The sequence below is a fragment of the Bacillus sp. FSL K6-3176 genome, assembly GCF_038003325.1.
In the GTDB taxonomy this organism is placed as follows: Bacteria; Bacillota; Bacilli; order Bacillales; family Bacillaceae; genus Bacillus; species Bacillus altitudinis.
Window position 1 is genome coordinate 652,379 of the sequence record NZ_JBBOOX010000001.1, and the last position, 24,766, is coordinate 677,144.

At 43.1% G+C, this 24,766-nt stretch carries 22 protein-coding genes; 15 read left to right on the forward strand and 7 right to left on the reverse strand.

What is annotated here, in order from left to right; translation table 11 throughout:
• Positions 1–4: 4 nt before the first annotated feature.
• From purD to ablB, 3 genes are all read left to right on the forward strand, one after another.
• A complete protein-coding gene (gene purD, locus MHB38_RS03325) occupies positions 5–1,279 on the forward strand; it encodes a phosphoribosylamine--glycine ligase (protein WP_019743755.1) in 1,275 nt (424 codons plus the stop codon).
• A gap of 120 nt (positions 1,280–1,399) precedes the next feature.
• Complete coding sequence (locus MHB38_RS03330; RefSeq protein WP_017359816.1) at positions 1,400–1,591, forward strand: hypothetical protein; 192 nt, start codon at positions 1,400–1,402, stop codon at positions 1,589–1,591.
• A 19-nt stretch (positions 1,592–1,610) separates the two neighbouring features.
• Positions 1,611–2,456 carry a putative beta-lysine N-acetyltransferase gene (gene ablB / locus MHB38_RS03335; protein ID WP_071167947.1) on the forward strand — a complete coding sequence of 282 codons (846 nt, stop codon included), beginning with the start codon at positions 1,611–1,613 and terminating at the stop codon, positions 2,454–2,456.
• Here the strand turns inward: ablB and MHB38_RS03340 are convergent.
• Complete coding sequence (locus MHB38_RS03340; protein ID WP_035703544.1) at positions 2,451–4,109, reverse strand: PucR family transcriptional regulator; 1,659 nt, start codon at positions 4,107–4,109, stop codon at positions 2,451–2,453. The genes ablB and MHB38_RS03340 overlap by 6 nt on opposite strands.
• Before the next feature lie 191 nt (positions 4,110–4,300).
• On the opposite strand from MHB38_RS03340, the gene MHB38_RS03345 reads away from it, so the two are divergent.
• The 4 genes from MHB38_RS03345 to MHB38_RS03360 are packed head-to-tail and all read left to right on the forward strand — an operon-like array spanning position 4,301 to position 8,285.
• Complete coding sequence (locus tag MHB38_RS03345; protein ID WP_079920042.1) at positions 4,301–5,665, forward strand: aspartate aminotransferase family protein; 1,365 nt, start codon at positions 4,301–4,303, stop codon at positions 5,663–5,665.
• Between the two features lie 12 nt (positions 5,666–5,677).
• On the forward strand, positions 5,678–6,364 hold the full coding sequence (locus tag MHB38_RS03350) for a CoA transferase subunit A (RefSeq protein ID WP_079920040.1): 687 nt from the start codon (positions 5,678–5,680) through the stop codon (positions 6,362–6,364).
• Positions 6,340–7,005, forward strand: a complete 666-nt coding sequence (locus MHB38_RS03355; protein ID WP_008344276.1) for a 3-oxoacid CoA-transferase subunit B — start codon at positions 6,340–6,342, stop codon at positions 7,003–7,005. Before MHB38_RS03350 ends, MHB38_RS03355 begins: the two co-directional genes overlap by 25 nt.
• Before the next feature lie 14 nt (positions 7,006–7,019).
• Positions 7,020–8,285 (forward strand): peptidase, encoded by a 1,266-nt coding sequence (locus MHB38_RS03360; protein WP_146271551.1) that lies wholly within the window; start codon positions 7,020–7,022, stop codon positions 8,283–8,285.
• A 25-nt stretch (positions 8,286–8,310) separates the two neighbouring features.
• Here the strand turns inward: MHB38_RS03360 and MHB38_RS03365 are convergent, their stop codons facing one another.
• A complete protein-coding gene (locus MHB38_RS03365; RefSeq protein WP_008344274.1) occupies positions 8,311–8,532 on the reverse strand; it encodes a YgaP family membrane protein in 222 nt (73 codons plus the stop codon).
• Between the two features lie 125 nt (positions 8,533–8,657).
• Here MHB38_RS03365 and MHB38_RS03370 point away from each other — a divergent pair, with 125 nt between their 5' ends.
• A complete protein-coding gene (locus tag MHB38_RS03370) occupies positions 8,658–10,400 on the forward strand; it encodes an adenine deaminase C-terminal domain-containing protein (RefSeq protein ID WP_202734668.1) in 1,743 nt (580 codons plus the stop codon).
• Positions 10,401–10,931: 531 nt separating this feature from the next.
• A complete protein-coding gene (locus MHB38_RS03375; protein WP_007496879.1) occupies positions 10,932–11,246 on the forward strand; it encodes a YerC/YecD family TrpR-related protein in 315 nt (104 codons plus the stop codon).
• Between the two features lie 80 nt (positions 11,247–11,326).
• On the opposite strand, the gene MHB38_RS03380 is transcribed toward MHB38_RS03375, so the two are convergent.
• The gene (locus MHB38_RS03380) at positions 11,327–11,842 is read right to left on the reverse strand and encodes a DUF3916 domain-containing protein (protein WP_035391438.1); all 516 of its coding nucleotides are present in this window, start codon (positions 11,840–11,842) and stop codon (positions 11,327–11,329) included.
• 93 nt (positions 11,843–11,935) lie between these two features.
• Entirely contained in the window at positions 11,936–13,516 is a 1,581-nt protein-coding gene (locus MHB38_RS03385) for an FMN-binding glutamate synthase family protein (protein WP_144716641.1), read from the reverse strand.
• A 139-nt stretch (positions 13,517–13,655) separates the two neighbouring features.
• On the opposite strand from MHB38_RS03385, the gene MHB38_RS03390 reads away from it, so the two are divergent.
• On the forward strand, positions 13,656–13,886 hold the full coding sequence (locus MHB38_RS03390) for a hypothetical protein (RefSeq protein ID WP_019743748.1): 231 nt from the start codon (positions 13,656–13,658) through the stop codon (positions 13,884–13,886).
• 19 nt (positions 13,887–13,905) lie between these two features.
• Here the strand turns inward: MHB38_RS03390 and MHB38_RS03395 are convergent, their stop codons facing one another.
• The gene (locus tag MHB38_RS03395) at positions 13,906–14,289 is read right to left on the reverse strand and encodes a DUF2283 domain-containing protein (RefSeq protein WP_234922845.1); all 384 of its coding nucleotides are present in this window, start codon (positions 14,287–14,289) and stop codon (positions 13,906–13,908) included.
• A gap of 252 nt (positions 14,290–14,541) precedes the next feature.
• Between MHB38_RS03395 and MHB38_RS03400 the strand changes: the two genes are divergently transcribed.
• From MHB38_RS03400 to MHB38_RS03420, 5 genes are all read left to right on the forward strand, one after another.
• A complete protein-coding gene (locus tag MHB38_RS03400) occupies positions 14,542–15,234 on the forward strand; it encodes a heptaprenylglyceryl phosphate synthase (RefSeq protein ID WP_331833274.1) in 693 nt (230 codons plus the stop codon).
• Between the two features lie 57 nt (positions 15,235–15,291).
• The gene (pcrA, locus tag MHB38_RS03405; RefSeq protein ID WP_017366764.1) at positions 15,292–17,514 is read left to right on the forward strand and encodes a DNA helicase PcrA; all 2,223 of its coding nucleotides are present in this window, start codon (positions 15,292–15,294) and stop codon (positions 17,512–17,514) included.
• Between the two features lie 44 nt (positions 17,515–17,558).
• On the forward strand, positions 17,559–19,565 hold the full coding sequence (gene ligA, locus MHB38_RS03410) for an NAD-dependent DNA ligase LigA (protein WP_007496867.1): 2,007 nt from the start codon (positions 17,559–17,561) through the stop codon (positions 19,563–19,565).
• A 15-nt stretch (positions 19,566–19,580) separates the two neighbouring features.
• Positions 19,581–20,768 carry a CamS family sex pheromone protein gene (locus tag MHB38_RS03415; RefSeq protein ID WP_008344253.1) on the forward strand — a complete coding sequence of 396 codons (1,188 nt, stop codon included), beginning with the start codon at positions 19,581–19,583 and terminating at the stop codon, positions 20,766–20,768.
• A 360-nt stretch (positions 20,769–21,128) separates the two neighbouring features.
• A complete protein-coding gene (locus MHB38_RS03420; RefSeq protein ID WP_281215919.1) occupies positions 21,129–22,136 on the forward strand; it encodes a phosphotransferase enzyme family protein in 1,008 nt (335 codons plus the stop codon).
• Positions 22,137–22,180: 44 nt separating this feature from the next.
• Here the strand turns inward: MHB38_RS03420 and MHB38_RS03425 are convergent, their stop codons facing one another.
• Together MHB38_RS03425 and putP are read right to left on the reverse strand one after the other, a co-directional pair.
• The gene (locus tag MHB38_RS03425; protein ID WP_008344247.1) at positions 22,181–22,873 is read right to left on the reverse strand and encodes an MgtC/SapB family protein; all 693 of its coding nucleotides are present in this window, start codon (positions 22,871–22,873) and stop codon (positions 22,181–22,183) included.
• Between the two features lie 168 nt (positions 22,874–23,041).
• Positions 23,042–24,523, reverse strand: coding sequence for a sodium/proline symporter PutP (gene putP / locus MHB38_RS03430; RefSeq protein ID WP_017359800.1), 1,482 nt, complete (start codon positions 24,521–24,523; stop codon positions 23,042–23,044).
• Positions 24,524–24,766: the final 243 nt, after the last annotated feature.

Below are 24,766 nucleotides of genomic sequence, written 5' to 3' on the forward strand. Positions count from 1 at the left end.
CAGTGTGAACGTATTAATTATCGGCAGAGGCGGAAGAGAGCATACCATCGCATGGAAAGTGAATCAAAGCGAACTTGTCAGCCAAGTATTTGTCGCACCCGGCAATGATGGAATGACAGACGCAGCAAAGCTTGTACCGATCGACGAAGGTGATCATGAGGCGTTAATTCGTTTTGCAAAAGACAATAACATCGGCTTAACAATTGTCGGTCCAGAGGTTCCTTTAATTGCAGGTGTCGTCGATGCATTTGAAGAAGCAGGTCTAAAGGTATTTGGACCGAATGCAAAAGCCGCAGTCATTGAAGGCTCAAAAGAATTTGCAAAAGATTTAATGAAAAATTATGATATCCCGACAGCCGCTTATGCCACCTTTACATCGTTTGAAGAAGCGAAGGCATATGTGGAAGAAAAGGGTGCCCCAATTGTCATTAAAGCAGATGGGCTTGCCGCAGGAAAAGGCGTGACTGTGGCAATGACGCTTGAAGAGGCGATCAACTGCCTGCATGACTTTTTAGAGGATGAAAAGTTTGGTGATGCGAGTGCATCGGTTGTCATTGAAGAATTTTTAACAGGTGAAGAGTTTTCTCTGATGGCCTTTGTCAATGGAGAAAAGGTGTATCCGATGGTGATCGCACAGGATCATAAACGGGCATTTGAAGATGACAAAGGACCAAACACCGGCGGGATGGGTGCTTATTCACCGGTTCCACAAATTTCAGATGAAGTCGTACAAAAAGCGGTGGAAGACGTCGTCAAACCAGCAGCTCGCGCGATGGTGCAGGAAGAGCGTTCGTTTACAGGCATTTTATATGCAGGCTTAATGCTAACACCAGAAGGCTCTAAGGTCATTGAGTTCAATGCACGCTTTGGCGATCCTGAAACGCAAGTAGTACTCCCTCGTCTTGAATCAGATCTAGTCCAAGTCTTCCTCGACATTCTAGATGGAAAAGATGTGGACTTGCAGTGGAAAGACACAGCCGCTGTCAGTGTGGTTCTTGCTTCAGAAGGATACCCGGAAGACTACGCAAAAGGCACACCAATCGGTGCTTTGCAAACAACGGTCTCTGATGTTGTGACCTTCCACGCAGGAACAAAAAAAGAAAACGATCAATTTGTCACAAATGGCGGCCGAGTAGCAAATGTGACCGCATTTGACGACACATTTGAAGCAGCAAGATCAAGAGTGTATGAAGCGGTTGAAGAAATCATTCAGCCAGGTTTATTTTATCGCCGTGACATTGGCGCCCGTGCGCTGAAGGCGGCGGGAAAAAACGTTTAATCAAAACACCTTTCTATCTGACGAGATGGAAAGGTGTTTTTTCTTCTTCTGTTCATAGGAGGGATGCGGGCAGATGATGAAGAAGTAGTATGGGATTACGAATAGATTTAGGGAGGAAACATGGAAATCAAAGCATTTATCATCTTTGCAAACGTCATGCTTGTTTTATATCTCATAACTATAAATAACATCATGGTGACTGCCATTAAGCAGAATAAATTGAAAAAAGGCTTTGCCATTAGTTATATGATCCTATCCATTTTTTCTGGTATTGCTATTTCTTCATTTTTAATTTGGAAGTTTTTTTATTAGCTAAGAGGGGAATGAGTGTATGGTGCAATTGAAGAAACTTGCAAACGAGCGTTTTTCTGCTTTGATCTGTATGGATCCATTTAATGAGCGAATTCGTTTGGATGACTATAGCGGCAGGGTGCAGGATGTGATTCAGTCCGTGCTTCAGGAAGCGGCGGACTGCAAGGCGTCTAAGGTTATTGTAAAAGTAAGGCGCGAGCATATGCTTCTTTTTTTAGCAAAAGGCTTTCGGCTTGAAGGGGTGTTTTCTCATTATTTTCTCGGAAGTGATGCATACGGCATGTCGCTCTTTCTGACCGAAGATCGAATGAACAGCCCATTTTGGTTGAAGGAAGATGAAATCGTTGCGTCTATTCAAGAAAAGCCGATTAAAAAAGACCAAGGCGTGTGGCAGGATGAGTATGTGATGAGGAAAGCCGGTCCAGAGGATGTGCACAAGCTGGCAGCGCTCTATGATACGGTCTTTGAAACGTACCCCACGCCAATGAATGAGCCAGATTACATCCGAAAGGTAATGGAGGAAGGGACGGTTTTTTATGCCGTTGAACATGACGGTCAACTTGTAAGTGCCGCATCCGCTGAAATCAATGTACCGTATGGTCATGCAGAACTAACAGATTGTGCAACCCTTCCCACATACAGAAAACTAGGATTCATGCATCATTTGATTCTAGCCCTCGAACAAGAGCTTCAATCCATGCACATTTATGTCTTTTATTCTCTTGCCCGTGCACTGTCCTATGGAATGAATCAAGTATTTTATCAGCTCGGGTATACATACACTGGGCGCTTTCAAAACAACTGCTATATTTTTGACAAAATTGAAGATATGAATCTATGGGTCAAAACGCCAAATGAATCATGAAATGGTTCTCATCTGATCAAGAAGACCAGATAGGCGGTACGCCATGATACTTAGCTGCAGCTTCATCCGATCATCAGTGGATTTGAGGCTGCAGCCTGTTCTCGTTTCAATTTGTTTCAACCGGTAGCTTAACGTATGCCGGTGAATAAACAATTCCCCCGCTGACTTTTGAATATTTTCATTGTGTGCCAAATACACTTCGAGTGTATGAATGAGGTCAGCTCCTTGTTTTTTTGTATAAAGCAGCGGGCTTAACAGCTCCACGTAAAAGTCATGCAAATTCATTCCGGCTTCGTTCATTTCAAGCAGCATACCATATAGACCGAGCTTCTGATAATGAATGATACTGTCATCTGTTTTCAAAAGAGGAAGAAGCCTTGCTGCATATTGGGCTTCTTTTGCACTTTTGGAAAAGAGACTGATCTGGTCGTAGGCTCTTCCAATGCCAATCACAATGGGATGGACGGGGAAAAAATAAGACCAAGTACTGCGGCATTCTTCTGATGCGCGATACCAATTTGTTTCTTGATACGTGCTTTTCCCTGCGGGTGTCAAGACAAAAATGGAATCAAGCCTTGCCTTTAATAAAAAAGGAATTTGTCTGCGTTCAAAAATGGATGTGAGCAATTGGGATAGGCGCTGCACCATTTGATGGTCGAGCTGTGTGTGCTGATGCTGAAATTGAAAGTAGATGACGACTTGTTCCTCACTCATATCATATTGCAGCTTTCTTGCTTGTTCGATGACATAACTTTCTTCTGTGTATTGCTGTTGCAGCATATCATCCAATAAATGCCCCTGCATTTGGTTTTCTGTATCTTGAATGGCTTTTTGTTTTAACCATTCAATCGCATACACCGCACCGGCATGCTCAATGGCGATGGCATCGAGATGGTGCCACGTCTCTTTTTTCTTTAACGCCACAATGAACCCGAAAATATCCCCCATTGCAATCACAGGGCATGCCGCTAGAACAAACGCACCATATGTGTCATAGACGAGCCGCCCTTTTTCCTCTGCCTGCTTGAGCAGAGAAGAGGTTTCAATCGGTTCGTCATCTGTTAGAAAGCCAAAAGCAGGAGAATAGGTCACTTCGTCTGTTTCGAGATGAGCTGCTGTTTGGTGCAAAAACACATCCAGTACGACGATATTTGCTGCTGTGAGATGTGCCAGTTCATCTGTAATTTGCGTGACATTTTTATTGCTCACATTTAAATGGGTCAGTCTTTGATGAATCGCAGAAGAATATTTGAGCTGATGGAGCTGACTGCTGACGATTTGTTCTAGAACGGCTTTTGTGATGTCTGAAAAATTGACATGGGGCGGAATCTCAATGAGTGGAATACCGCTATTTTCGGCGGCTTCAATGAGTGATGCGGGAATTTCCGTTAAGTACACGCCTTTATAAATGGCAATGGCTGAAAGACGATGAGATTGAATTAATTTTTCAAGCCGGATGCGTCTTTCTTTATTTTCTGTCAGTCCAAACCCAGTTGTAACAAGTAACTCTCCTTCGGAAAGTCTAGACGTGTCCTCAATAATTTCCACAATGGTCACCCACTGGATAAGACGATCCAGTCCATTTTCTCCAGCAAGCAGTTTGGTTTCTTTCATCATATCGAGCGAGAGTGCATCTTTGACGAGAATCGCCATAGACTCATGACCTCCTTTTGAACACTCTTATACACCATGTATAAAAAACACATGTGAAATTCGGGCATATGGCGAATGGAGGATGACTGCCCTCTTGATTAAGCTAATCTTATACCAAGTATACAAAATTTTCTTGCGATTCATGTAAAAAGAAAAGTGCAGCTGCTGACAAGAGAGGGAGGAATGACAAAGTGGAGACCCGGGATTACTTAATCAAACCGATGTTAAATCAGCAATATCCTGTGGCTGTGAGAGGAGAGGGGATTTATTTATATGATCGGGACGGAAAAAAATATATAGATGGCTCATCAGGGGCAGTCACGGCAAGTATTGGACATGGCATACAAGAGATTATTGATGCGATGACGGAGCAAGCGAAAAAGGTGAGCTTTACGTACAGATCACAATTTACGAATGAACCAGCGGAAGAACTAGCGTATGAATTGAGTACACTTTGCCCAGGTGATCTGAACTGGTCTTTTTTTGTAGGGAGCGGTTCAGAGGCAACGGAGACTGCTATGAAAATGGCGATTCAGCATTGGCAGGAGCAGGGGAAGACGGAAAAAAATCATATCATCTCAAGATGGATGAGTTACCACGGCATTACATTAGGGGCGCTGTCAATGTCAGGTCATATTGCAAGAAGGGAGCGCTTTGAACCACTGCTTGAAAAGCACCCAGTGCTGTCACCGCCCTATAGCTACCGGTCATGGCTGCCAAAGGAAGACAGCAAGCAGGTCGAGTGGTATGTTCAGGAATTTAAGACCGTCATCCAGCGTATAGGAAAAGAGAGGATCGCCGCATTGATTGCTGAACCGATTGTTGGCGCAGCGGGAGCGGCGCTCCTGCCGCCAGACGGATATTTCGAAGCGATGAAGCGTGTCTGTGAAGAAAACGACATTTTAATGATCGCAGATGAAGTCATGACGGGCTTTGGACGAACTGGGAAAATGTTTGCGATGGAACACTGGGGCACGGTACCAGATATCATGGTTCTTGGAAAGGGCATGAGCGCAGGTTATTCTCCAATCGCAGCAGTTGTCTCAACGGATCGTGTGATGGCACCGATTATCAGCGGCTCCGGCTCTGTCATGGCAGGGCACACATATAGTGCCAATCCGCTTTCAGCAGCCGTTTCATTAGCGGTCATTCGATATATGAAAAAGCATCAGCTTCCCGAACGGGCTGAACTTTCCGGGCGATATCTGATGAATGCTTTAAAAGATCTGCAAGTCAATCATTCCATCATAGGAGATGTGAGAGGGAAGGGATTGCTCATTGGCATTGAGTTTGTCGCAGATCGTTTATCCAAAACGCCATTTCCTGCACATGCTCAGATAACCAATCTCGTTGTTGAAACGGCAAAACAAAAGGGACTGCTTGTGTATCCAGCAAGCGCTGGAGAGGATGGAGTCGGAGGCGCAGCGGTTATGATCGCACCGCCGCTTTCCATCACACAGCAGGAAATGGATGAACTGATTGATAAATTCGGCCAGACCATCACACAAGTCGAACAAGAAGTGATCAATCGAGGGTTTTTCCCATCTGCTATGTAAGGAGGAACGAACATGAACAAAACTGTGGGTTTGGATGAAGTGATGACGCGATTAAAAGATGGCATGACCATCATGTTTGGCGGATTTGGCGGCGTGGGTTCACCACCATCGTTGATTGATGCCATTTTGGAAGCAAATATTCAAGATCTGACATTGATCGGAAATGATGCAGGTTTCCCGCAAATTGGTGTGGGCCGGCTCATCACAGAAGGAAGAGTGAAAAAAATCATCGCCTCTCATATCGGCTCAAATCCCATTGCCGGACAGAAAATGCAGGCTGGTACATTAGACGTTCATTTTTATCCGCAGGGCATTCTTGCAGAAAAAATCAGAGCAGGCGGAATGGGGCTGGCGGGCATTGTGACAGATGTTGGGATGGATAGCCTGAGTCTCGATGAGAAACAATTGGTTGAGCTGAATGGGAAGAATTATATGTTAGAGCCTGCGCTCACAGCGGATATTGCCATCGTCAATGCCTACAAAGCAGATGAATTGGGAAACCTCATTTTTGATAAAAGCGCACGGAATACAAACCCGATTGTGGCGATGGCAGGAGACTGGACCATTGCGGAGGCAGAAGAAATTGTGGCAGCGGGGCAGCTCGATCCAGAAGAAATCGTGACGCCAGGCGTATTTGTGAATCAAATCGTGCAATCAAAAGGAGTGAACTGGACATGGGCATGGGAGACATCGATTTAAGACACCGCATTGCCAAAAGAGCAGCACAAGAAATTGAAGATGGCATGATTGTGAATCTTGGGATCGGCATTCCGACCCTAGCAGCAGATTACATTCCATCACATTACGAGGTGTGGCTGCATGCAGAAAACGGCATTATGGGGGCAGGAGCCTCGCCTCTGCAAGGGGAAGAAGATCCGAATTTGTGCAATGCCGGTGGTTTTCCTATTACGTTGACAAAGGGCGGCTCGTACATGGACAGTACGACTGCTTTTGGCATCATCCGAAAAGGCATGCTGGATATGACGATTTTGGGTGCACTTGAAGTAAGCAGCCAAGGGGATCTTGCCAATTGGATTGTACCGGGGAAAAGAGTACCGGGTATGGGCGGAGCGATTGAGCTGGCGCAAAAAGCGAAAAAAGTGGTCGTGGTGATGAGCCATCTTGATAAACACGGTCGATCTAAAGTGAAATCGGCTTGTACATTGCCGTTAACCGCTAAAGCGTGTGTCGATTTGATTATTACGGATATGGCGGTCATTGAGGTCAAGTCTCAGCTGCTCATTTTACGTGAAGTCATGCCGCCATTTCAGCCGGAAGATGTCATAAGGGCGACTGAAGCGCCATTAATTTTAGCGCCTGATGTCAAATCTGTTGTGTAGAAAGGATGAACGACTTGCAGCCAATGACACGTATTAGAAACTGGATGAAAGAGCATCAGGATGAAGCCATTACGCTTCTTCAGAAAATGGTGCAATGTGACAGCACCCAAGGAAATGAAGAAGAGGTTCAGCAGATCGTGGCCAATAAACTGTCCGCCATTGGCTTTGATGTAGACGTTTGGGAAATTGGCGGTGATGAATTACTAGAGCATCCTTATTTTTATTCCCCGCGCCGATCTTTTCAAGGGAGTCCCAACGTTGCTGGGCGATTGAAAGGAAAAGGTGGCGGCAAATCGATTTTATTAAACGGGCACGTAGATGTGGTTCCGGCAGGAGATACGAATCAATGGACATATCCACCTTACAGCGGGCATATCATAAACGGGAGACTTTATGGACGCGGGGCAACAGATATGAAAGGTGGAAACGTTTCTTTACTCTTTGCGCTTGAGGCACTGCATGCGCTTCAGATTCCCCTGAAAGGAGATGTGGTGTTTCATAGTGTCGTCGAAGAGGAAAGCGGCGGAGCAGGCACACTTGCTGCGATATTGAAAGGGTACACAGCGGATGCTGCCATCATTCCAGAGCCAAGTCATATGAACATTTTTCCGATTCAGCAAGGATCAAAGTGGTTCAGGCTGCATATTAAAGGAAGGGCAGCTCATGGCGGAACAAGGTATCACGGTGTTTCTGCTATTGAAAAGAGCACGGTGGTCCTTTCTCATATAGCGGCACTAGAAAAAGAAAGAAATCAGCGAGTGACGGAGCCGCTGTTTCAGCATATCCCGATTCCAATTCCAATCAACATTGGGAAAATTCAAGGCGGTGATTGGCCGTCCTCTGTCGCAGATCTTGTCACAATGGAAGGCAGGCTTGGTGTGATGCCAGGTGAGACAGTTGAGCAGGCAGAGAAGGAATTAGAAAATTGGATGACTGGACTCGCTGAAAAAGATGATTGGTTTCAAGAACATCCTGTGGAAGTGGAGTGGTTTGGTGCTAGGTGGCTTCCAGGGTCAATCGACTCTGATCACCCGCTTTTAGGTCTATTGAAGGAACAATATGAAGAGGTCATGCAGCACCCGCCAAAGGTAGAAGCCGCCCCTTGGGGGACAGACGGCGGATTACTGTCACAAGCAGCGGATATCCCAATCATTGTGTTTGGACCTGGAACGACAGAGCTTGCCCATTTCCCGAATGAATCTATTGAGATCAAACATGTGATCGAAGCAGCAGAAATCATTGCTGGTACGTTGGTCAAATGGTGCGAAGCAGCGGAATGATTCACACACAAAAAAAGAAGGCTGTCTACTCAGCCTTCTCTTTATGTGTATTCTGCTGTTCACACATATAGGTCACTGGACAAAAACGAAGAATACCAGAGCCCAATTTTAATCCGCCGAGCATGATGCCAAAAAGCAGCATTTTACTCCATGGTTTTCGAGCATATAAGGATCCAGCTACAGTACATATCGTCATTCCGCAGGCAATTCTCATGAGCGCTTCCATTAAGCCAAGATTAGGTTTCATTGCAAGTGATTCTCCTTTTTTAAATTATTTTAAGTGTGATTTCAAGAAATTGTAACGTTTCATTAATGCGTAACGTGGTTCGTTATGTTACGATAGGGCTAATACAAATGAAGGAGAGTATGTGAATGTCCGAACGTACTTTTAATTGGAGAAACAATGACATCCGCACACAAATCGATGTAGTCGACTCAAAAATAGTTCCAACACTCCTTTTAACGAATGGACTCGTGCTAAACCCGTTTTTGAAGCAATGGGTGAAGGCAAATATTTGGATACATGATGATCGAATTGTTTATGTCGGAGCAGAGCTTCCTCAAAATAAATCAGCTAAACGTGTGATTGATTGTGAAGGTAAATACATTGTGCCGGGGTATATTGAACCTCACGCGCATCCGTTCCATATTTATAATCCCCAATCACTTGCAGAATATGTGTCTCAATTTGGCACAACAACGATGGTCAGCGATAACTTATTTCTTCTTTTGCAAAGCAATGAAAAGAAAGCGCTTTCCACTCTATGCGAATTAAAAAAGCAGCCATTTCAGTATTTCTGGTGGTCCAGATACGATCTTCAAACCGAGGTCAGGTATGAAGATGAGATGCTTCCTATTAACTATCGGAAAGAATGGATTGATCATCCCGACGTCCTACAAGGCGGCGAATTAACGAGCTGGCCAAGATTAATGGACGGTGATGATCTCATTTTATATTGCATGCAAGAAACGAAGAAGCAGAGAAAACGAATTGAAGGGCATTTCCCTGGGGCTTCTGAGAAAACGCTAACAAAAATGAAGCTGTTTGGAGCGGACAGTGATCATGAAGCAATGAATGCAGACGATGTGCTCAAACGCTTGTCTCTTGGCTATCATGTGTCGTTGCGTCATTCTTCCATCCGCCCAGATTTAGTGAACATTTTAAGAGAGTTGCATGAGCGTGACTTTAGGCACTACGATCACTTTTTCTATACAACAGATGGATCAGCGCCTCACTTTTATGAAGAAGGCATGATCAATCGTCTCATTTGCATTGCCCTTGAAGAAGGCGTGCCTACTATTGATGCGTACAATATGGCGACCTTTAACATTGCGAAATACTATCAAATTGATGACTTATTAGGCGTGGTCGGTCCTGGTCGATTGGCTTCTTTGAATATTTTAGATGATCCGATGAATCCAAATCCAGAAACGGTGATTTCTAAAGGGGTGATCCTTAAATTAGAGGGGGAGAACCAGCATCAATTCCAAGAGACAAAATGGGAAAATGGCGGGCTTGAACCATTAGATTTAAGCTATGACCTGACAATGAGTGACTTGCAATTCTCAATGCCGCTTGGTGTCAAAATGCGAAATGCTGTCATTATGGAGCCTTATACAGTGGAGATTGATAACTCTGTCAATCAGCTGTCCTGTGACCATGATCAAAGCTTCTTCAGTCTGATTGATCGAAAAGGCGAGTGGCGCGTGAACACAATGTTAAAAGGATTTGCAAACAAGGTGCAAGGGTTTGTCAGCTCATTTTCAACCACTGGTGACATTTTAGTGATTGGGAAAAATAAAGATGATATGATGCTTGCTCATAAGCGAATGAAAGAAATTGGCGGGGGAATTGTGCTCGCAGAAAACGGAAAGATTTTGCATGAAATCCCGTTGCAATTATCAGGCTGTGCATCAGCTGAATCGTTTGAAACGGTTCTTCAGCAGGAGCAAACGTTACGCGAGCTACTCATTGAGCGCGGGTATCCATTTGACTGCCCGATTGATACACTTGTCTTTTTCCAAAGCACACACTTGCCGTATATTCGGGTGACACCAAGAGGAATATTTGATGTCATGAAAAAAACTGTACTCTTTCCGTCTATAATGCGTTAAAATATAACAGAGTGGAGCTGTATCATATTTGCTAGATTTCTGACCGCTGTTATAGGGCAGGAGTGAGCAAAAGATCTCTTCGCTGCTAGATATGGTGACAAAGCATAGGGCTTTGACATGACGAATGAAGTGCCCAATTGTAAAATGAATCTGTCGGTTACGCTGGCCGACCAACATATTTTGAATAATCAAGCAAGGCGGGGCGCAGGTTTGTCGTCTCGCCAAGCTTTCTACACATACTGTTTTTTAGGGAAAGACCTAACAGAGCAGAAGTGTTCTAGATATCGGAGGCAAACAAGTTTGTCAGATTGTCGCACAAGGAATATGACAAAACTTGTCGAATTTGTTTACGATAAAGAAGCTTCGGCTTACGAAAGAACCTGATGGCATTTTCAGCGTAGAACCAAACCTGTCATGATTCGTTCAAAGCTCATTGCTGAGGTTGAAAAAAATGAGTCAGGAAAGATACCGCTTTCTCGGAAAAGTCAGTGCGGAGCGGTGTGCCAATAGTAAAGGAGAAGATGTATAAAGATGCAAATTGATAAATTAAGGGGCAAAAGCTTAGATCAGCTATTCAACTCCATCTTATCCCTTAAAGACCTGGAAGAATGTTATCGATTTTTTGATGATTTGTGCACCATCAATGAAATCCAATCTTTATCACAGCGTCTTGAAGTAGCGCGTATGCTTCGCGAGGGAAATACGTATCATAAAATTGAGACGGAAACAGGTGCAAGTACAGCCACTATCTCACGTGTCAAACGCTGCTTGAACTACGGAAATGATGCCTATACGATGGCACTTGACCGCGTAGCAGAGCAACAAGCAACGGACGAAACAAAATAAAGCAGCTTTCACTGCAAACATTCTTTATGATTTGTCGTTTTGAAGTTGAACAAGTAAGAGCCATTTCATTTGAAATGGCTCTATTTGATGTCATCAAGTTCCCCCATAAACCATCGTTCACCTTCATAGGACACTTCATCGTCATCAGTGATTACTTCCTTAAAACCGATAGTTCGCATATTTTGCGGAACAGATAAATCCCAATCTTTTTGAATATTTCTCTGATCAGAAAGGGGAAGCCATGTCTGATACTCATCTTGTCTGTTGAAGAAATCTTTCACATAAGAATCCCCTTTAAACACAATGATTTGTGAATGCCATAATCCAGGCAGATCGACTGCGACCACGACACGATATATGTCCCCGTCGTTTGGTTTCAAATCAATGAGATGCTCAGCTCTATTCAATAGAGTTTGAATGCATAGACGTTTGATCTTTTTCGGTGTTCTGTTGGAAGTCATAAAATCATAAGCCGCTGGTAGAGGCAGGTGCCAGTAGTCAGAAACATTCTCCGGAAACGACTGCGTATTTGCGTTCATTTCTTTTATGATCTGTTGAGTCTTTCGTTTCATACCGCGGACCTTTTTTTCACGCATACTCTTTCTCCTTATCAAAGATCTATTAAGTTCTTTATACGTGATTGAGCAAGAATGTCAACGAAAAAAGGTGCGGAAACGCACCTTTTTAAGCTAGACAGACTGCTCTGTGCCTGAGAACATAGGGACTTCACTTGTCTGACCGTTTTCTTGTCTAAAAATAATATGTTTTTCGTTAAAATGAATAGGTGATTCAATTCCAGCTGCTGCGCATAAATTAAACAAACCTTCTCTAAGGGACAGGATATAATTGCAGACGCGGTATTTCTTTTCTTCAATGGATAAACCTTTTTGCAGCTTTGGATCTGTCGTGGCAACCCCAACTGGGCATTTATTCGTGTGGCATACTTGCGCCCGAATACAGCCAACCGAGAACATCAAGCCCCGTGCGATATTCACAAAATCTGCTCCCATGGAAAGGGCAATCGCAATTTTATCAGGGGAGAGAAGTTTGCCAGAAGCAAAGAGTTTTACCTGATCTCTGACACCGTATTCTTTCAATATTTGATGAACCATTGGGAGTGCCGTAAAAATCGGCAGCCCTGCGGAATCTGCCAATTCATGAAAGGAAGCACCAGTGCCGCCTTCTCCGCCATCTACTGTAATGAAATCAGGATGCTTTCCGCTTTTTTTCATGTACGCTGCAAGTTCCTCAATGTTTTCTTTATGTCCGACCACAAGCTTGATGCCGACAGGCTTTCCGCCTATACTTCGCAACTGTTCAATGAAATCAAACATATCAGGAATGGAGTGGAACATCTCAAATCGATTTGGACTGTCAATGGATTGGTGGGGCGGCAATTTACGGATGCTTGCAATTTCTTCGGTGACCTTTTCACCGTCAATATGTCCGCCGCGTGTTTTAGCTCCTTGAGCCAGCTTCAGCTCAAAGGCTTTGACTTCCTCGTGCTCGCTTTTTTTCTTAAACTCTTCAAAGGAAAAAGCGCCATCCTCTGTTCTCACGCCAAATAGACCAGGCCCAATCTGGCATATAATATCAGCTCCGCCTTTGAGGTGATAGGGAGAAAGCCCGCCTTCACCTGTGTTCATCCACGTACCGCCAGCCATCTTTAATCCTGAGGATAATGCTGTAATGGCCCTGTCGCCTAAAGATCCGTAGCTCATGGCTGACTGACCAATCAGGCCTTTTACACGGAAAGGCTTTTGACATGTGTGCTCGCCTATCACTTGTACATCGTCTTGATGGAGATAGTAAGGTTTTGCTTCGACTTCTTTCGTGTGTTCACTTCTTCTAAGTAAATTATCTTGATCGATCTGATACACTTTTGTTTGGATTTTTTCAGATTGATCGATGCGTAACTCATCTCGCTGCTTTGGAAATAGGACGTTGCGAATATAGTAACCAGGCTTGTCAAAATCACGTTTTGATCCAAAGCCCATTGTCCGGCTTTTGTACTTCCCAGACATGACAGCTTGCTCGTATTCTCTTCTTGAGAAAGGAAGCTCCTCTCGATCATTGAGAAACAAATATTGACGAAGCTCAGGTCCTATTTTTTCAAAAATGAACCGCAATTTTCCAATGACCGGATAATTTCGTAGGACAGAATGCTCTTCCTGTTTTTCATCTCGCATCCAAATCCAGATGAATAAAATGATTGGTATGATGAAAAAAATCACTAATAATGCGCCAATGACGATGAAAGTTGTTGTCACGAAAATCCCCTCTTTTCTCTATCATTACTGATGTTATTCCACTTTTCATTGAAAGAGAAACCACTTCAACAGATTGTGACGTTTAGAAATGAAAAGGCGGGGTAACTTACAAATAAGATCAAAAGGGGAGGGAACAAACATGAATAAGCGTCCAAATACGTATGTACTTGCTGGATTAGGAGTTGGAGGTGCTGTGTTATTAGCGGTTAAAAATAAACAGCATCTGAAGAAATGGATCAGCATGTTCCGATCAGATGAAAAGGTTCCTGAAAAAGCTGGTCACCCTGATCCGTTAGATATTCAAGACAACAAGATGGTCGATGAAGGGGCCATGACATCTGTTCATTATTTTAATGAAGTGAGACAATAGCTTTAAAAACCGTTTTGAATCAATCAAAACGGTTTTTTCTTGTCTTTCTTTTCACATTATATTTAAGAGGATCGACAATGGTAAAACCAATCAGTCCATTGTGATCAGGCGTTGAGAATTGAAATTCAATGCCCGATAAATGATAGGTTGAGAGAACTTCCTGATCCGTAAAACGTAACGAAAGCTCGTCCTCATAAACGGGTGTGTGCTTCAACACCTTGGCTTCTTCTGCAAATAACTCCAGCCCAGCCACTCGGTCCTCTTTGTCGATGTCTACGTTCACACATTCATTCACGTCTAATTCAATGGTTTCTTTGATTGTTCCGATTCGAGGCGGGATGAGATAGATATATCCAATGTCGATCGTTTGATCATATGTGATGGTTCTTTTCAAATCATTCACCTGCTTGGTCGATAGTAAAATGTTCCTTTCATGTATAATATCATGTGATGAGATGAAGTAGCTCTCATTTCAGTTCAGCATCGATCTATTTATCTCCCTCAGCGCCTCTTGAATCATTCACCTCGCCTAAAATGAAAATCGACTATTTTCAAAAGAATGAAACTTTTAGCTGAAGGAGGTTACCCATTTTTTGCGGTGTCTGATTTTGTTATAATATTTAAATGGAATGAAACGAATGGAGGAACGTTTTTCATGTATGATGTTACCGAGTGGAAGCATGTCTTTAAACTCGATCCAAATAAAGAGATTTCCGATGAACAACTTGAAGCGATTTGTGAATCTGGTACGGATGCCATTTTAATTGGCGGCAGTGACAACGTGACAGAAGACAACGTGCTGCAACTGATGTCAAAGGTGCGCCGCTTTCTTGTGCCATGTGTCCTTGAAATCTCGACACATGAGATGATTGTACCTGGCTTTGACCTGTATTTTATCCCCACTGTGTTAAACAGCGCTCATCCAGATTGGATTGTTGGTCTGCATAAGGATGCGATGAAGGAATACGGTGATTTGATGTCAATGGAAGAGATTGTGCCGGAAGGATATGTCATCTTAAACGAAGAGTGTAAAGCGGCTAAGCTGACAGAGGCAAATACGGCACTGGATATAGATGACGTAAGGGCATATGCGAGAGTGGCAGAGCACTTGATGAAACTGCCCATCTTTTACTTAGAATACAGCGGGACGCTTGGAGACATAGAGCTTGTGAAAGAAACCAAAGCAGTGCTACATGAAACGGTTCTATTTTATGGCGGCGGTATTGAAAGCGAAGAGAAGGCGAAAGACTTTGCACAGCATGCAGACGTTGTCGTCGTGGGGAACGTCATTTATGACAATTTTAAAGAAGCGCTAAAGACAGTCGACGCAGTGAAAAAGTCATCATAGTCAAACAAGACGAAACGGGTTAAAATAGAACATAAGTTCGAATTGGCGGTGAATGAAATGAATGAAATATCGAATCATCTATTAGAAGGGCTGAATGACGCGCAGAAAGAAGCGGTCAAAGCAACAGACGGACCGCTGCTACTGATGGCAGGAGCAGGTAGTGGAAAAACACGAGTGCTCACGCATCGAATTGCGTATTTAATGGCAGAAAAGCATGTGGCACCGTGGAATATTTTAGCGATTACCTTTACAAATAAAGCAGCAAGAGAAATGCGTGAGCGTGTACAAGCCATTTTAGGGCCTGGTGCGGATGACATTTGGATCTCTACGTTCCACAGCATGTGTGTACGCATTTTACGACGCGATATTGACCGTATTGGTGTGAATCGCAACTTTTCTATATTAGACACATCTGATCAGCTTTCAGTCATTAAGAACATTTTAAAAGAACGAAATATCGATCCTAAAAAGTTTGATCCACGTAGCATTTTAGGGTCAATCAGTAGTGCAAAAAACGAACTCATTGACGCAGAGGAATACGCAAAAACAGCCGGTGACTTTTACGATCAAGTCGTCAGCGACGTCTACACAGATTATCAAAAACGATTACTCAAAAACCAATCACTCGATTTTGATGATCTTATTATGATGACGATTCGTCTGTTTGAGCGGATCCCTGAAGTATTAGAACACTATCAGCGAAAATTCCAATACATTCATGTCGATGAATATCAGGATACAAACAGAGCGCAGTACATGCTTGTGAAACTGCTCGCGCAGCGTTTTCAAAATATATGTGTGGTCGGTGACTCGGATCAGTCTATCTATCGCTGGCGTGGAGCGGATATTACAAACATTCTTTCCTTTGAAAAAGATTATCCGTCCAGTGAAGTGATCTTGCTTGAGCAAAATTACAGATCGACCAAACGTATTCTGAATGCCGCAAACACGGTGATTCAAAACAATTCAAACCGTAAGCCGAAAAATCTTTGGACAGAAAATGATGAAGGAGCGAAGATTGCCTATTACCGTGCGGATAATGAATTCGGTGAAGGTCAATTTGTCGCTGGAAAGATTCGTCAGCTTCATCAGAGCGGCAAGCGTAAATTATCTGATTTTGCGATCCTCTATCGAACGAACGCCCAGTCACGTGTCATAGAGGAAACGTTAATGAAGGCGAACATTCAATACAACATCGTCGGCGGCACGAAGTTCTATGACAGAAAAGAGATTAAGGACATTTTGGCATACTTACGCCTTGTGGCAAATCCAGATGACGATATTAGTTTTGCGCGCATTGTCAACGTACCAAAGCGTGGAATTGGGGCGACCTCTGTTGATAAAATTGCCGCATACGCAGAAATGAATGATCTCTCTATGTTTGAAGCACTTGGTCAGGTGGATTTCATTGGACTCAGTGCAAGAGCTGCCAATGCACTTGATGAGTTCAAACAGCTCATTGATCAAATGACAAATATGCAGGATTATTTATCTGTCACAGAATTAACGGAAGAGATCCTAGAGAAAACAGGCTATCGTGAAGCACTGAAGATCGAAAAAACGATTGAAGCACAAAGCCGTTTAGAAAATATTGACGAGTTTCTATCGGTCACTAAAAACTTTGAAGAACAAAATGAAGATAAATCACTTGTCACCTTCCTGACAGACCTCGCCCTCGTCGCAGACATTGATAAGCTGGATGAGGCTGAGGAAGAAGATCAGGATGCGGTCATTTTAATGACGCTTCACGCAGCAAAAGGACTTGAATTCCCTGTTGTGTTCTTAATGGGAATGGAGGAAGGCGTCTTCCCGCACAGCCGTTCATTAATGGAAGATGCAGAGATGGAAGAAGAGCGCCGTCTTGCTTATGTAGGGATCACACGGGCCGAAGAAGAGCTTTATTTATCAAGTGCGAAGATGAGAACGTTATTCGGCCGGACGAACATGAATCTGGAATCACGATTTATCAGAGAAATACCAGCTGATTTATTGGACAACCTAAATGAGAAAAAAGAAACGAAAACACCGTTTGGCCAAACGAGAGAAAGACCGCAAAGACGAGGGCCTGTCTCACGTCCACAAACGCAAACCATTCAAAACACAGGCGGCGGCAGCATTGGCTGGGCTGTCGGTGATAAAGCCGCTCATAAAAAATGGGGCGTTGGCACGGTTGTGAGTGTAAAAGGTAGTGGGGATAGTACAGAGCTTGATATTGCCTTCCCAAGCCCTACAGGCATTAAGCGTCTCCTTGCCGCATTTGCGCCAATCGAAAAGCAATAAACTGATAGGACTGACAAAACGGATGAAGTGAAAGGAAGAAGCAGATGGATAAAGAAGCAGCGAAACGCCGGATCGAGGAACTACACCAGATTTTGAATCAATACAACTACGAATATCACACACTGGATCGTCCAAGTGTTCCTGACGCTGAATATGATGCGCGGATGCGTGAGCTGATCTCTCTGGAGGAAGAATACCCTGATTTAAAAGCAGCGGATTCACCTTCGCAAAGAGTAGGAGGTGCTGTTTTAGACGCCTTCCAAAAAGTACGTCACGGTACACCGATGCTTAGTCTCGGCAATGCGTTTCATGAACAGGACCTTCTTGATTTTGACCGCCGGGTTCGTCAAGCAGTCGGTGACGACGTCGCTTACAATGTCGAGCTGAAAATTGACGGACTCGCTGTTTCTCTCCGTTATGAAAATGGCGTGTTTGTCCGGGGTGCCACGCGGGGTGATGGGACAACAGGTGAGGATATTACCGAGAACCTCAAAACCATTCGTTCCATCCCGCTCAAAATCAATCGGCCTCTGTCGATTGAAGTGAGAGGCGAGGCATTTATGCCAAAACCTTCTTTTGAAGCCCTTAACGAAAAAAGATTACAAAACGAAGAAGAGCCGTTTGCGAACCCGCGTAATGCGGCTGCTGGCTCACTTCGTCAGCTCGATACGAAAATTGCAGCGAAACGAAACCTTGATATCTTCGTCTACAGTATAGCGGAGCTTGATGAAATTGGTGTTGAAACGCAAAGCGCAGGACTTGATCTTCTCGATGAGCTTGGCTTTAAAACGAACAAAGAAAGACGGATGTGCCAAACCATTGAAGAAGTGATCGACCTCATCGAAACACTGAAAACAAAGCGTGCTGATTTCTCATACGAAATCGATGGCATTGTCATTAAAGTCAATTCATTGGCTCAGCAAGAAGAACTAGGCTTCACAGCAAAAAGTCCACGCTGGGCTGTTGCGTACAAATTTCCGGCCGAAGAAGTCGTGACGAAGCTGATTGATATTGAACTAAGTGTGGGGCGTACTGGCGTCATCACCCCAACAGCGATTCTTGAGCCTGTAAAAGTGGCAGGGACGACAGTGCAACGTGCATCTCTTCATAATGAAGATTTAATCAAAGAGAAGGATATCCGCCTTTTTGATCAAGTGATTGTCAAAAAAGCGGGCGATATTATCCCAGAGGTTGCAGGGGTCCTTGTTGATCAGCGAACAGGAGAAGAAAAGCCGTTTCACATGCCGACTGAATGTCCAGAGTGTCATAGTGAGCTGGTCAGAATTGAAGGAGAAGTGGCGCTGCGGTGCATCAATCCACAATGCCCCGCTCAAATACGTGAAGGACTCATTCACTTTGTGTCTCGTAATGCGATGAATATTGATGGGCTAGGCGAGCGAGTCATTACACAACTTTTCAAAGAACAGCTTGTCTCTCGTGTATCAGACCTTTACCGTTTAACAAAAGAAGAGTTGATTCAGCTAGAACGAATGGGCGAAAAATCTGTCGATAATTTACTGCGTTCGATCGAGCAATCGAAAGAAAACTCTCTTGAACGTTTATTATTTGGACTTGGTATTCGGTTTATTGGTTCTAAAGCAGCGAAGACGTTGGCCATGCACTTTGAGGATATCGATCAGTTAAAACAAGCAACGAAAGAACAATTACTTGAAGTAGATGAAATTGGTGAAAAAATGGCCGATGCAGTCGTCACGTACTTTGAGAAAGAAGAAATACTAGATCTGCTAAATGAACTAAAAGAACTTGGGGTCAATATGACCTATACTGGGCCAAAACCGGTGAAAGTAGAAGAAAGTGATTCCTACTTTGCAGGAAAAACGATTGTGCTGACGGGGAAATTAGAAGAAATGTCGCGAAATGATGCAAAGGCAGCGATCGAAGCATTAGGCGGCAAGTTAGCAGGTAGCGTAAGTAAAAAAACAGACTTAGTCATTGCCGGCGAAGCAGCTGGAAGTAAGCTGACAAAGGCAGAAGAACTCAATATTGAAATTTGGGACGAAGCCAAAATGCTCGAGGAGCTAAAGAAATAAGAGGAGTGTTTTCTATTGAAAAAGTTGCTATTGCTGCTGACAATGCTCACACTGGTATTGTCAGCGTGTGCACCTTTTGGGGGAAAGGATGAGGAAGAGGTCACACAAAAAACGGATGAAACGAAAGAAACAGCGATCATCCCAATGTACAACATCTCTGATTCCTATTACAAAATGGTGCTGCCGTTTAAACAAGGAGCGGCAAGAGGACTAACAGCAGAGCGTCTCAATACACGCTTAGACATTGATGAATTTGAAACAGGACTCATGCGCCTGGCAACAGAATCATTCAATACAAACGATTATCTATTCCAAGAAGGACAGCATTTAGATGAAGATACTGTTCTCAGCTGGCTTGCCCGCAAAAAAACAGGCAGTGATCTGAAAAAAGCTGAAAAAGAAGACAAAGACTTTAAGAACTTAGGTTTAAACCCTGCTCTTCCAAACTCAGGTTCAACAAAGTCAAAAAATGAAAATAGTCCAATCTACTTAGCTTCCATGCTAGAACATAATTACTTAATCAGAAAAGATAAAAATAGCTTACAGCTTGGCGGGGTTGTCATCGGTCTTGCGCTTAACTCTGTCTATTATTATCGCGAAAATATCGGAGATCCTCAGCAAGAGGTGACCATCGATTCATCGAAGAATTCAAAGAAACTTTTAGCAGAGGGCGAAAAAATTGCGGAACAAGTCATTAAACGACTTCGTCAAATGGACGGACTGCAAAAAGTCCCAGTCATGATTGCTCTTTATAAACAAGCACCAAAATCATCTATTGTTCCAGGAAACTTTATCGCTAAAACTGATGTAAAAGCAGGATCAGCTGATATTGGCAGTTGGGATACGATTAAAGAAGAGAATGTCTTCTTCCCTTCAGATAATGCCAAGAGCAGCTACAAAGATGATTCAGAGCGATTTGACCGCTTCAAGACAAAGGTAGAAGACTACTTCCCGAATTACACAGGTGTGGTAGGCAAAGGTTTCTATAAAAACGGGAACTTGCAAAAAATGAAAGTAGAAATTCCAATGCAATTCTACGGAAAAACAGAAGTCGTGGCATTCACGCAATACTTAACAGGTGAAGTCATGGATTACTATAAGAGCACCAATATAGAAATCAACATCACCTCTTCTGATCAGCAAGAAGCCCTCATCACAAAAAATGCTGAAGATAAAGAACCAACTGTCCATATATATGACTAAATAAAAACCGCCTTTTGGCGGTTTTTAGCGTGTAGACAAATCTCACATTCTTTGTCAGTCCTGCGTGCTGGTGCTCACGAATGTGACATTCGCTCCGCGCCAGTACTCGTCCTTCCTAGGACTGCAAAGGTTTTCTATCACGCTGAAAAGAAGACAAAGGGCTAAAATAAAGTTCATTTTAGCCCTTTGTCAACAATCTGAAAACCGCCTTTTGGCGGTTTTTTATTTCTAATTAGAGGAATCTTTCAACTTTTGTCAAAGTATGTGAGGAAATCAAAAGGAAAGGCAGGTATGTTGATGCTCGTATAAATGCTGATTACCGTCATGTATAAGTAAAAAGACGATAAAAGGAGAATCAGCATGCATAAAGAAGTAAAAGCACGATACGATGAACAAATGGTCTTAAAGAAAGCGGCTCTACTCTATCATTTTCAGCCAGAACAGGTCACATTTCTAGCCGATGCAGAAAATTATGTGTATGAATATACGGATGAAAAAGGGTCGAGTTATATATTGAAAATTACCCATACCATACGCCGCTCTCGCACATATATTTTAGGAGAAATGGACTGGATTCGGTATTTATCTCAACATGGAATCTCAGTAGCTAAACCGGTTTTATCCGCAAGAGGAAAAGATGTTGAAGCGATTCCCGATCAAGCAGGAGGCGCTTTTTTGCTGAGAGTGTACGAAAAGGCGCCCGGCAGAAAAGTGACCGAAGCAGATTGGAATGGACAGTTGTTTCAAGCGTTAGGAGCCTATACAGGGCGTATGCATCAAACGACTAAACAATATCAAGTGAAAGATCCTCGCTATAAGCGTCAAGAGTGGTATGAGGAGGAGCAATTAAAGCTTGAAACGTATATTCCTTCTGATCAAACGGTTGTGTTGCAGCGAAAAGATGAACTGATGCAAAAGCTTCACCAGCTCCGAATATCCAAGGATGTCTATGGACTGGTGCATGCGGATTTACATCACGGGAACTTCCACTATCATCATGGAGAAATCATTGCATTTGATTTTGATGATTGTGGGTATCACTGGTTTATCAACGATATGAGCATTTTGCTATACAACGTTCTTTGGTATCCGGTGATTCCGTATGAGGATAAAGCTGAATTTACGGGTGAATTTATGAGCCATTTTCTCAAAGGCTATCGACAGGAGAATGAGCTTGATGACGCATGGCTGGCGACAATACCAGATTTCCTTATGCTGCGTCATATGCTTATTTATGGGCTTTTACATCAAGCATTTGATCTCCGAACACTAAGCGCTGACGAAAGTGCCATGCTGGCGCGTTTTCGAAAGGAGATTGAGGACAAAACCCCAATTACGCCTTTTGACTTTCATCAGCTAACAACATAAATCGAAAGCCCCTTGCTGTTTCACATAGCAAGGGGCTTTTTATCCTACACCGTATCACACTTCACACCAACAACGCCTTCTAAATCTTTAATATCAAAGTACACATCGGTTGTATAGCGGTCTTTATGTACGCGAACACGTACTTCCATGATCGGATAGTCTTTTTCCTTTAAATCATCAATACGTACAGAATGAATCCGAATATTGAGTGCTTTCATTTCTTTTAAAATCTCTGTCATGCGGTTTCGATCAGAAAGTGACATTCTGATGCGGATTTCTTTTTCCTGTAAGCGAATGGGGCCAATCCGCTGGAAGAGCCAAGGTAAAAATTCCACACTGACAAGAATAAAGAAAAGACTGAGGAAGGCTTCTTTATAAAAACCTGCACCTGTTGCAACCCCAAGTCCTGCTGCTCCCCAAATCATCGCAGATGTCGTAAGACCTGAGATGACGTCATTGCTTTTGCGAAGAATCACACCTGCTCCAATAAAACCAACACCAGATATAATTTGCGCCGGTAACCTGAGTGGGTCCATTTGAAGCTTAGAGACTCGAGGGAAATTGTAGGCTGCATCAATGCTGATGATGGTTAATACGCAGGAGCTGACAGCAATGACAATACACGTTTTCAGCCCAAGCGGCTTTTTCTTAAGTTCGCGTTCAAGACCGATGATCAAACCGATTAAGGTGGCAACGGCTAATTTCAAGACCGTATCCCATTCAATTGTCCAAAACATGCGTATCGCTCCTTTCACTTCATGTACGTTTCACATCATGTATATGATCTTCTCACAGCCCATATGGCTGCACAACTTCTATTTTATTCAGAAACGGGAGAAAGAAAAGCATTTTATTGAAAAATAAAGAGAGTCATCCGCATAATGCAGATGACTCCTCATGTCTGGTTATTTTGTTTCTTCTTCGAGATGGTCTTCCATTTTGTTAAATAGCTGCTTTGATGCTTTTGTCGGTTTACTTGTCATTAAGCTCACAACAATTGCGGCTAAGCCACTTAACGTAAAGCCAGGAATCATTTCATAGATACCTGTTGAATGGTTGAGACCTGTCGTGATCCATGTAAGAACCACAACGGCACCCACAATCATTCCGACAAGTGCACCGTGATGATTCATTCGTTTCCAGTATAGGCAAAGCAAGATGACTGGACCGAATGAAGAACCAAATCCTGCCCAAGCATAACCGACGAGGTCAAGAATGGTGTCGCTTGGGTTTAGAGATAGACAAAGAGCAATAATCGCAACAACGAGTACAGACATACGACCAATCATCACAAGCTCTTTATCTGAGGCTTTCTTTCTAAAAAACGTTCTGTATAAATCCTCTGTCATGGCACTTGCTGTCACAAGCAGCTGAGAAGAAATTGAACTCATAATGGCTGCTAAAATGGCAGAAAGTAAGAATCCAGTAATGTAAGGATGGAACAATACTTTAGAAAAGACGATAAAGATCGTTTCAGGATCAGCAAGGTTCATACCCGTTTCATGTACGTATGCGACACCAACTAAACCAACAGATAGTGAACCAATGACAGAGATAATCATCCAGCTCATTCCGATTCGGCGTGCTGGTTTTAAATCTTTTACGGACGTAATCGCCATAAAACGTACGATAATATGAGGCTGTCCAAAGTAACCTAATCCCCAAGCGAGGAAGGAAATAATGCCAATGACGCTCGTTCCTCTAAAAATATCAAGCAATTTAGGGTCAATCTGTTGAATATCATTGAATGTGGCAACAGGTCCACCTAATTGAGTAAAGGCAACGATCGGCACGAGCACTAATGCTAAAAACATAATAGCTCCTTGGACAAAGTCCGTTAAGCTCACTGCTAGAAATCCACCGAACAGTGTATACAAAATCACGATACTTGATGTCAATATCAGACCAAACATGTAGTGAGCACCGAATGCTGACTCAAATAAACGTCCGCCTGATACCATCCCAGATGATGTATACAACGTAAAGAAGATTAAAATGATGACGGCTGAAACTGCTTTTAATAAAGCAGATGATCCTTTGAATCGTTTGTCAAAGAAATCAGGAATCGTAATGGCATCATCAGCAATTTCTGTATAAGAACGTAAACGAGGTGCAAGAATTAAATAGTTCAAATAAGCACCGACAATTAAACCAATTGCAAGCCAGGTTGTCGATAAACCTGTTTTATACATTTCACCTGGTACACCCATCAGCATCCAACCACTCATATCCGCAGCACCTGCTGATAGAGCTGTAACGAATGGACCAAGACCTCGTCCACCAAGCATATAATCATTTAAATCATGTGTTTTCCTAAACGCATACCAACCAATGGCAAGCATCCCGATAAAATAGATAGATAAGGAAATCGTAACTTCAATACTCATTTTGTTTTCTCACCTTTTTCGTATTAATTTGACATCACCTCAATCAAAATATACAGAAGTGCTAGACAGAAATGACATTTCACTGCCCTGCTCACTGCTATGGTTACTTAACCTATCAGAGTATTCCCAAGTGATCAACCTTCTTAAACATCCCCATCAGACAAAAAAAATACGTGTATGCGTGATAAGCGTCTATATGTAAGCGCTTACTAAATTAAATAAAAGTAAAAATTTTCTGATAAA

Bases quoted from the DNA above. Each gene is read 5' to 3' on its own strand.
- MHB38_RS03330 (WP_017359816.1), top strand. From the start codon at position 1,400: ATGGAAATCAAAGCATTTATCATCTTTGCAAACGTCATGCTTGTTTTA.
- MHB38_RS03370 (WP_202734668.1), top strand. From the start codon at position 8,658: ATGTCCGAACGTACTTTTAATTGGAGAAACAATGACATCCGCACACAA.
- putP (WP_017359800.1), bottom strand. From the start codon at position 24,523: ATGAGTATTGAAGTTACGATTTCCTTATCTATCTATTTTATCGGGATG.
- MHB38_RS03375 (WP_007496879.1), top strand. From the start codon at position 10,932: ATGCAAATTGATAAATTAAGGGGCAAAAGCTTAGATCAGCTATTCAAC.
- MHB38_RS03350 (WP_079920040.1), top strand. From the start codon at position 5,678: ATGAACAAAACTGTGGGTTTGGATGAAGTGATGACGCGATTAAAAGAT.
- MHB38_RS03390 (WP_019743748.1), top strand. From the start codon at position 13,656: ATGAATAAGCGTCCAAATACGTATGTACTTGCTGGATTAGGAGTTGGA.
- MHB38_RS03420 (WP_281215919.1), top strand. From the start codon at position 21,129: ATGCATAAAGAAGTAAAAGCACGATACGATGAACAAATGGTCTTAAAG.
- MHB38_RS03380 (WP_035391438.1), bottom strand. From the start codon at position 11,842: ATGCGTGAAAAAAAGGTCCGCGGTATGAAACGAAAGACTCAACAGATC.
- MHB38_RS03425 (WP_008344247.1), bottom strand. From the start codon at position 22,873: ATGTTTTGGACAATTGAATGGGATACGGTCTTGAAATTAGCCGTTGCC.
- MHB38_RS03365 (WP_008344274.1), bottom strand. From the start codon at position 8,532: ATGAAACCTAATCTTGGCTTAATGGAAGCGCTCATGAGAATTGCCTGC.
- ablB (WP_071167947.1), top strand. From the start codon at position 1,611: ATGGTGCAATTGAAGAAACTTGCAAACGAGCGTTTTTCTGCTTTGATC.
- ligA (WP_007496867.1), top strand. From the start codon at position 17,559: ATGGATAAAGAAGCAGCGAAACGCCGGATCGAGGAACTACACCAGATT.
- MHB38_RS03340 (WP_035703544.1), bottom strand. From the start codon at position 4,109: ATGGCGATTCTCGTCAAAGATGCACTCTCGCTCGATATGATGAAAGAA.
- pcrA (WP_017366764.1), top strand. From the start codon at position 15,292: ATGAATGAAATATCGAATCATCTATTAGAAGGGCTGAATGACGCGCAG.
- MHB38_RS03355 (WP_008344276.1), top strand. From the start codon at position 6,340: ATGGGCATGGGAGACATCGATTTAAGACACCGCATTGCCAAAAGAGCA.
- MHB38_RS03400 (WP_331833274.1), top strand. From the start codon at position 14,542: ATGTATGATGTTACCGAGTGGAAGCATGTCTTTAAACTCGATCCAAAT.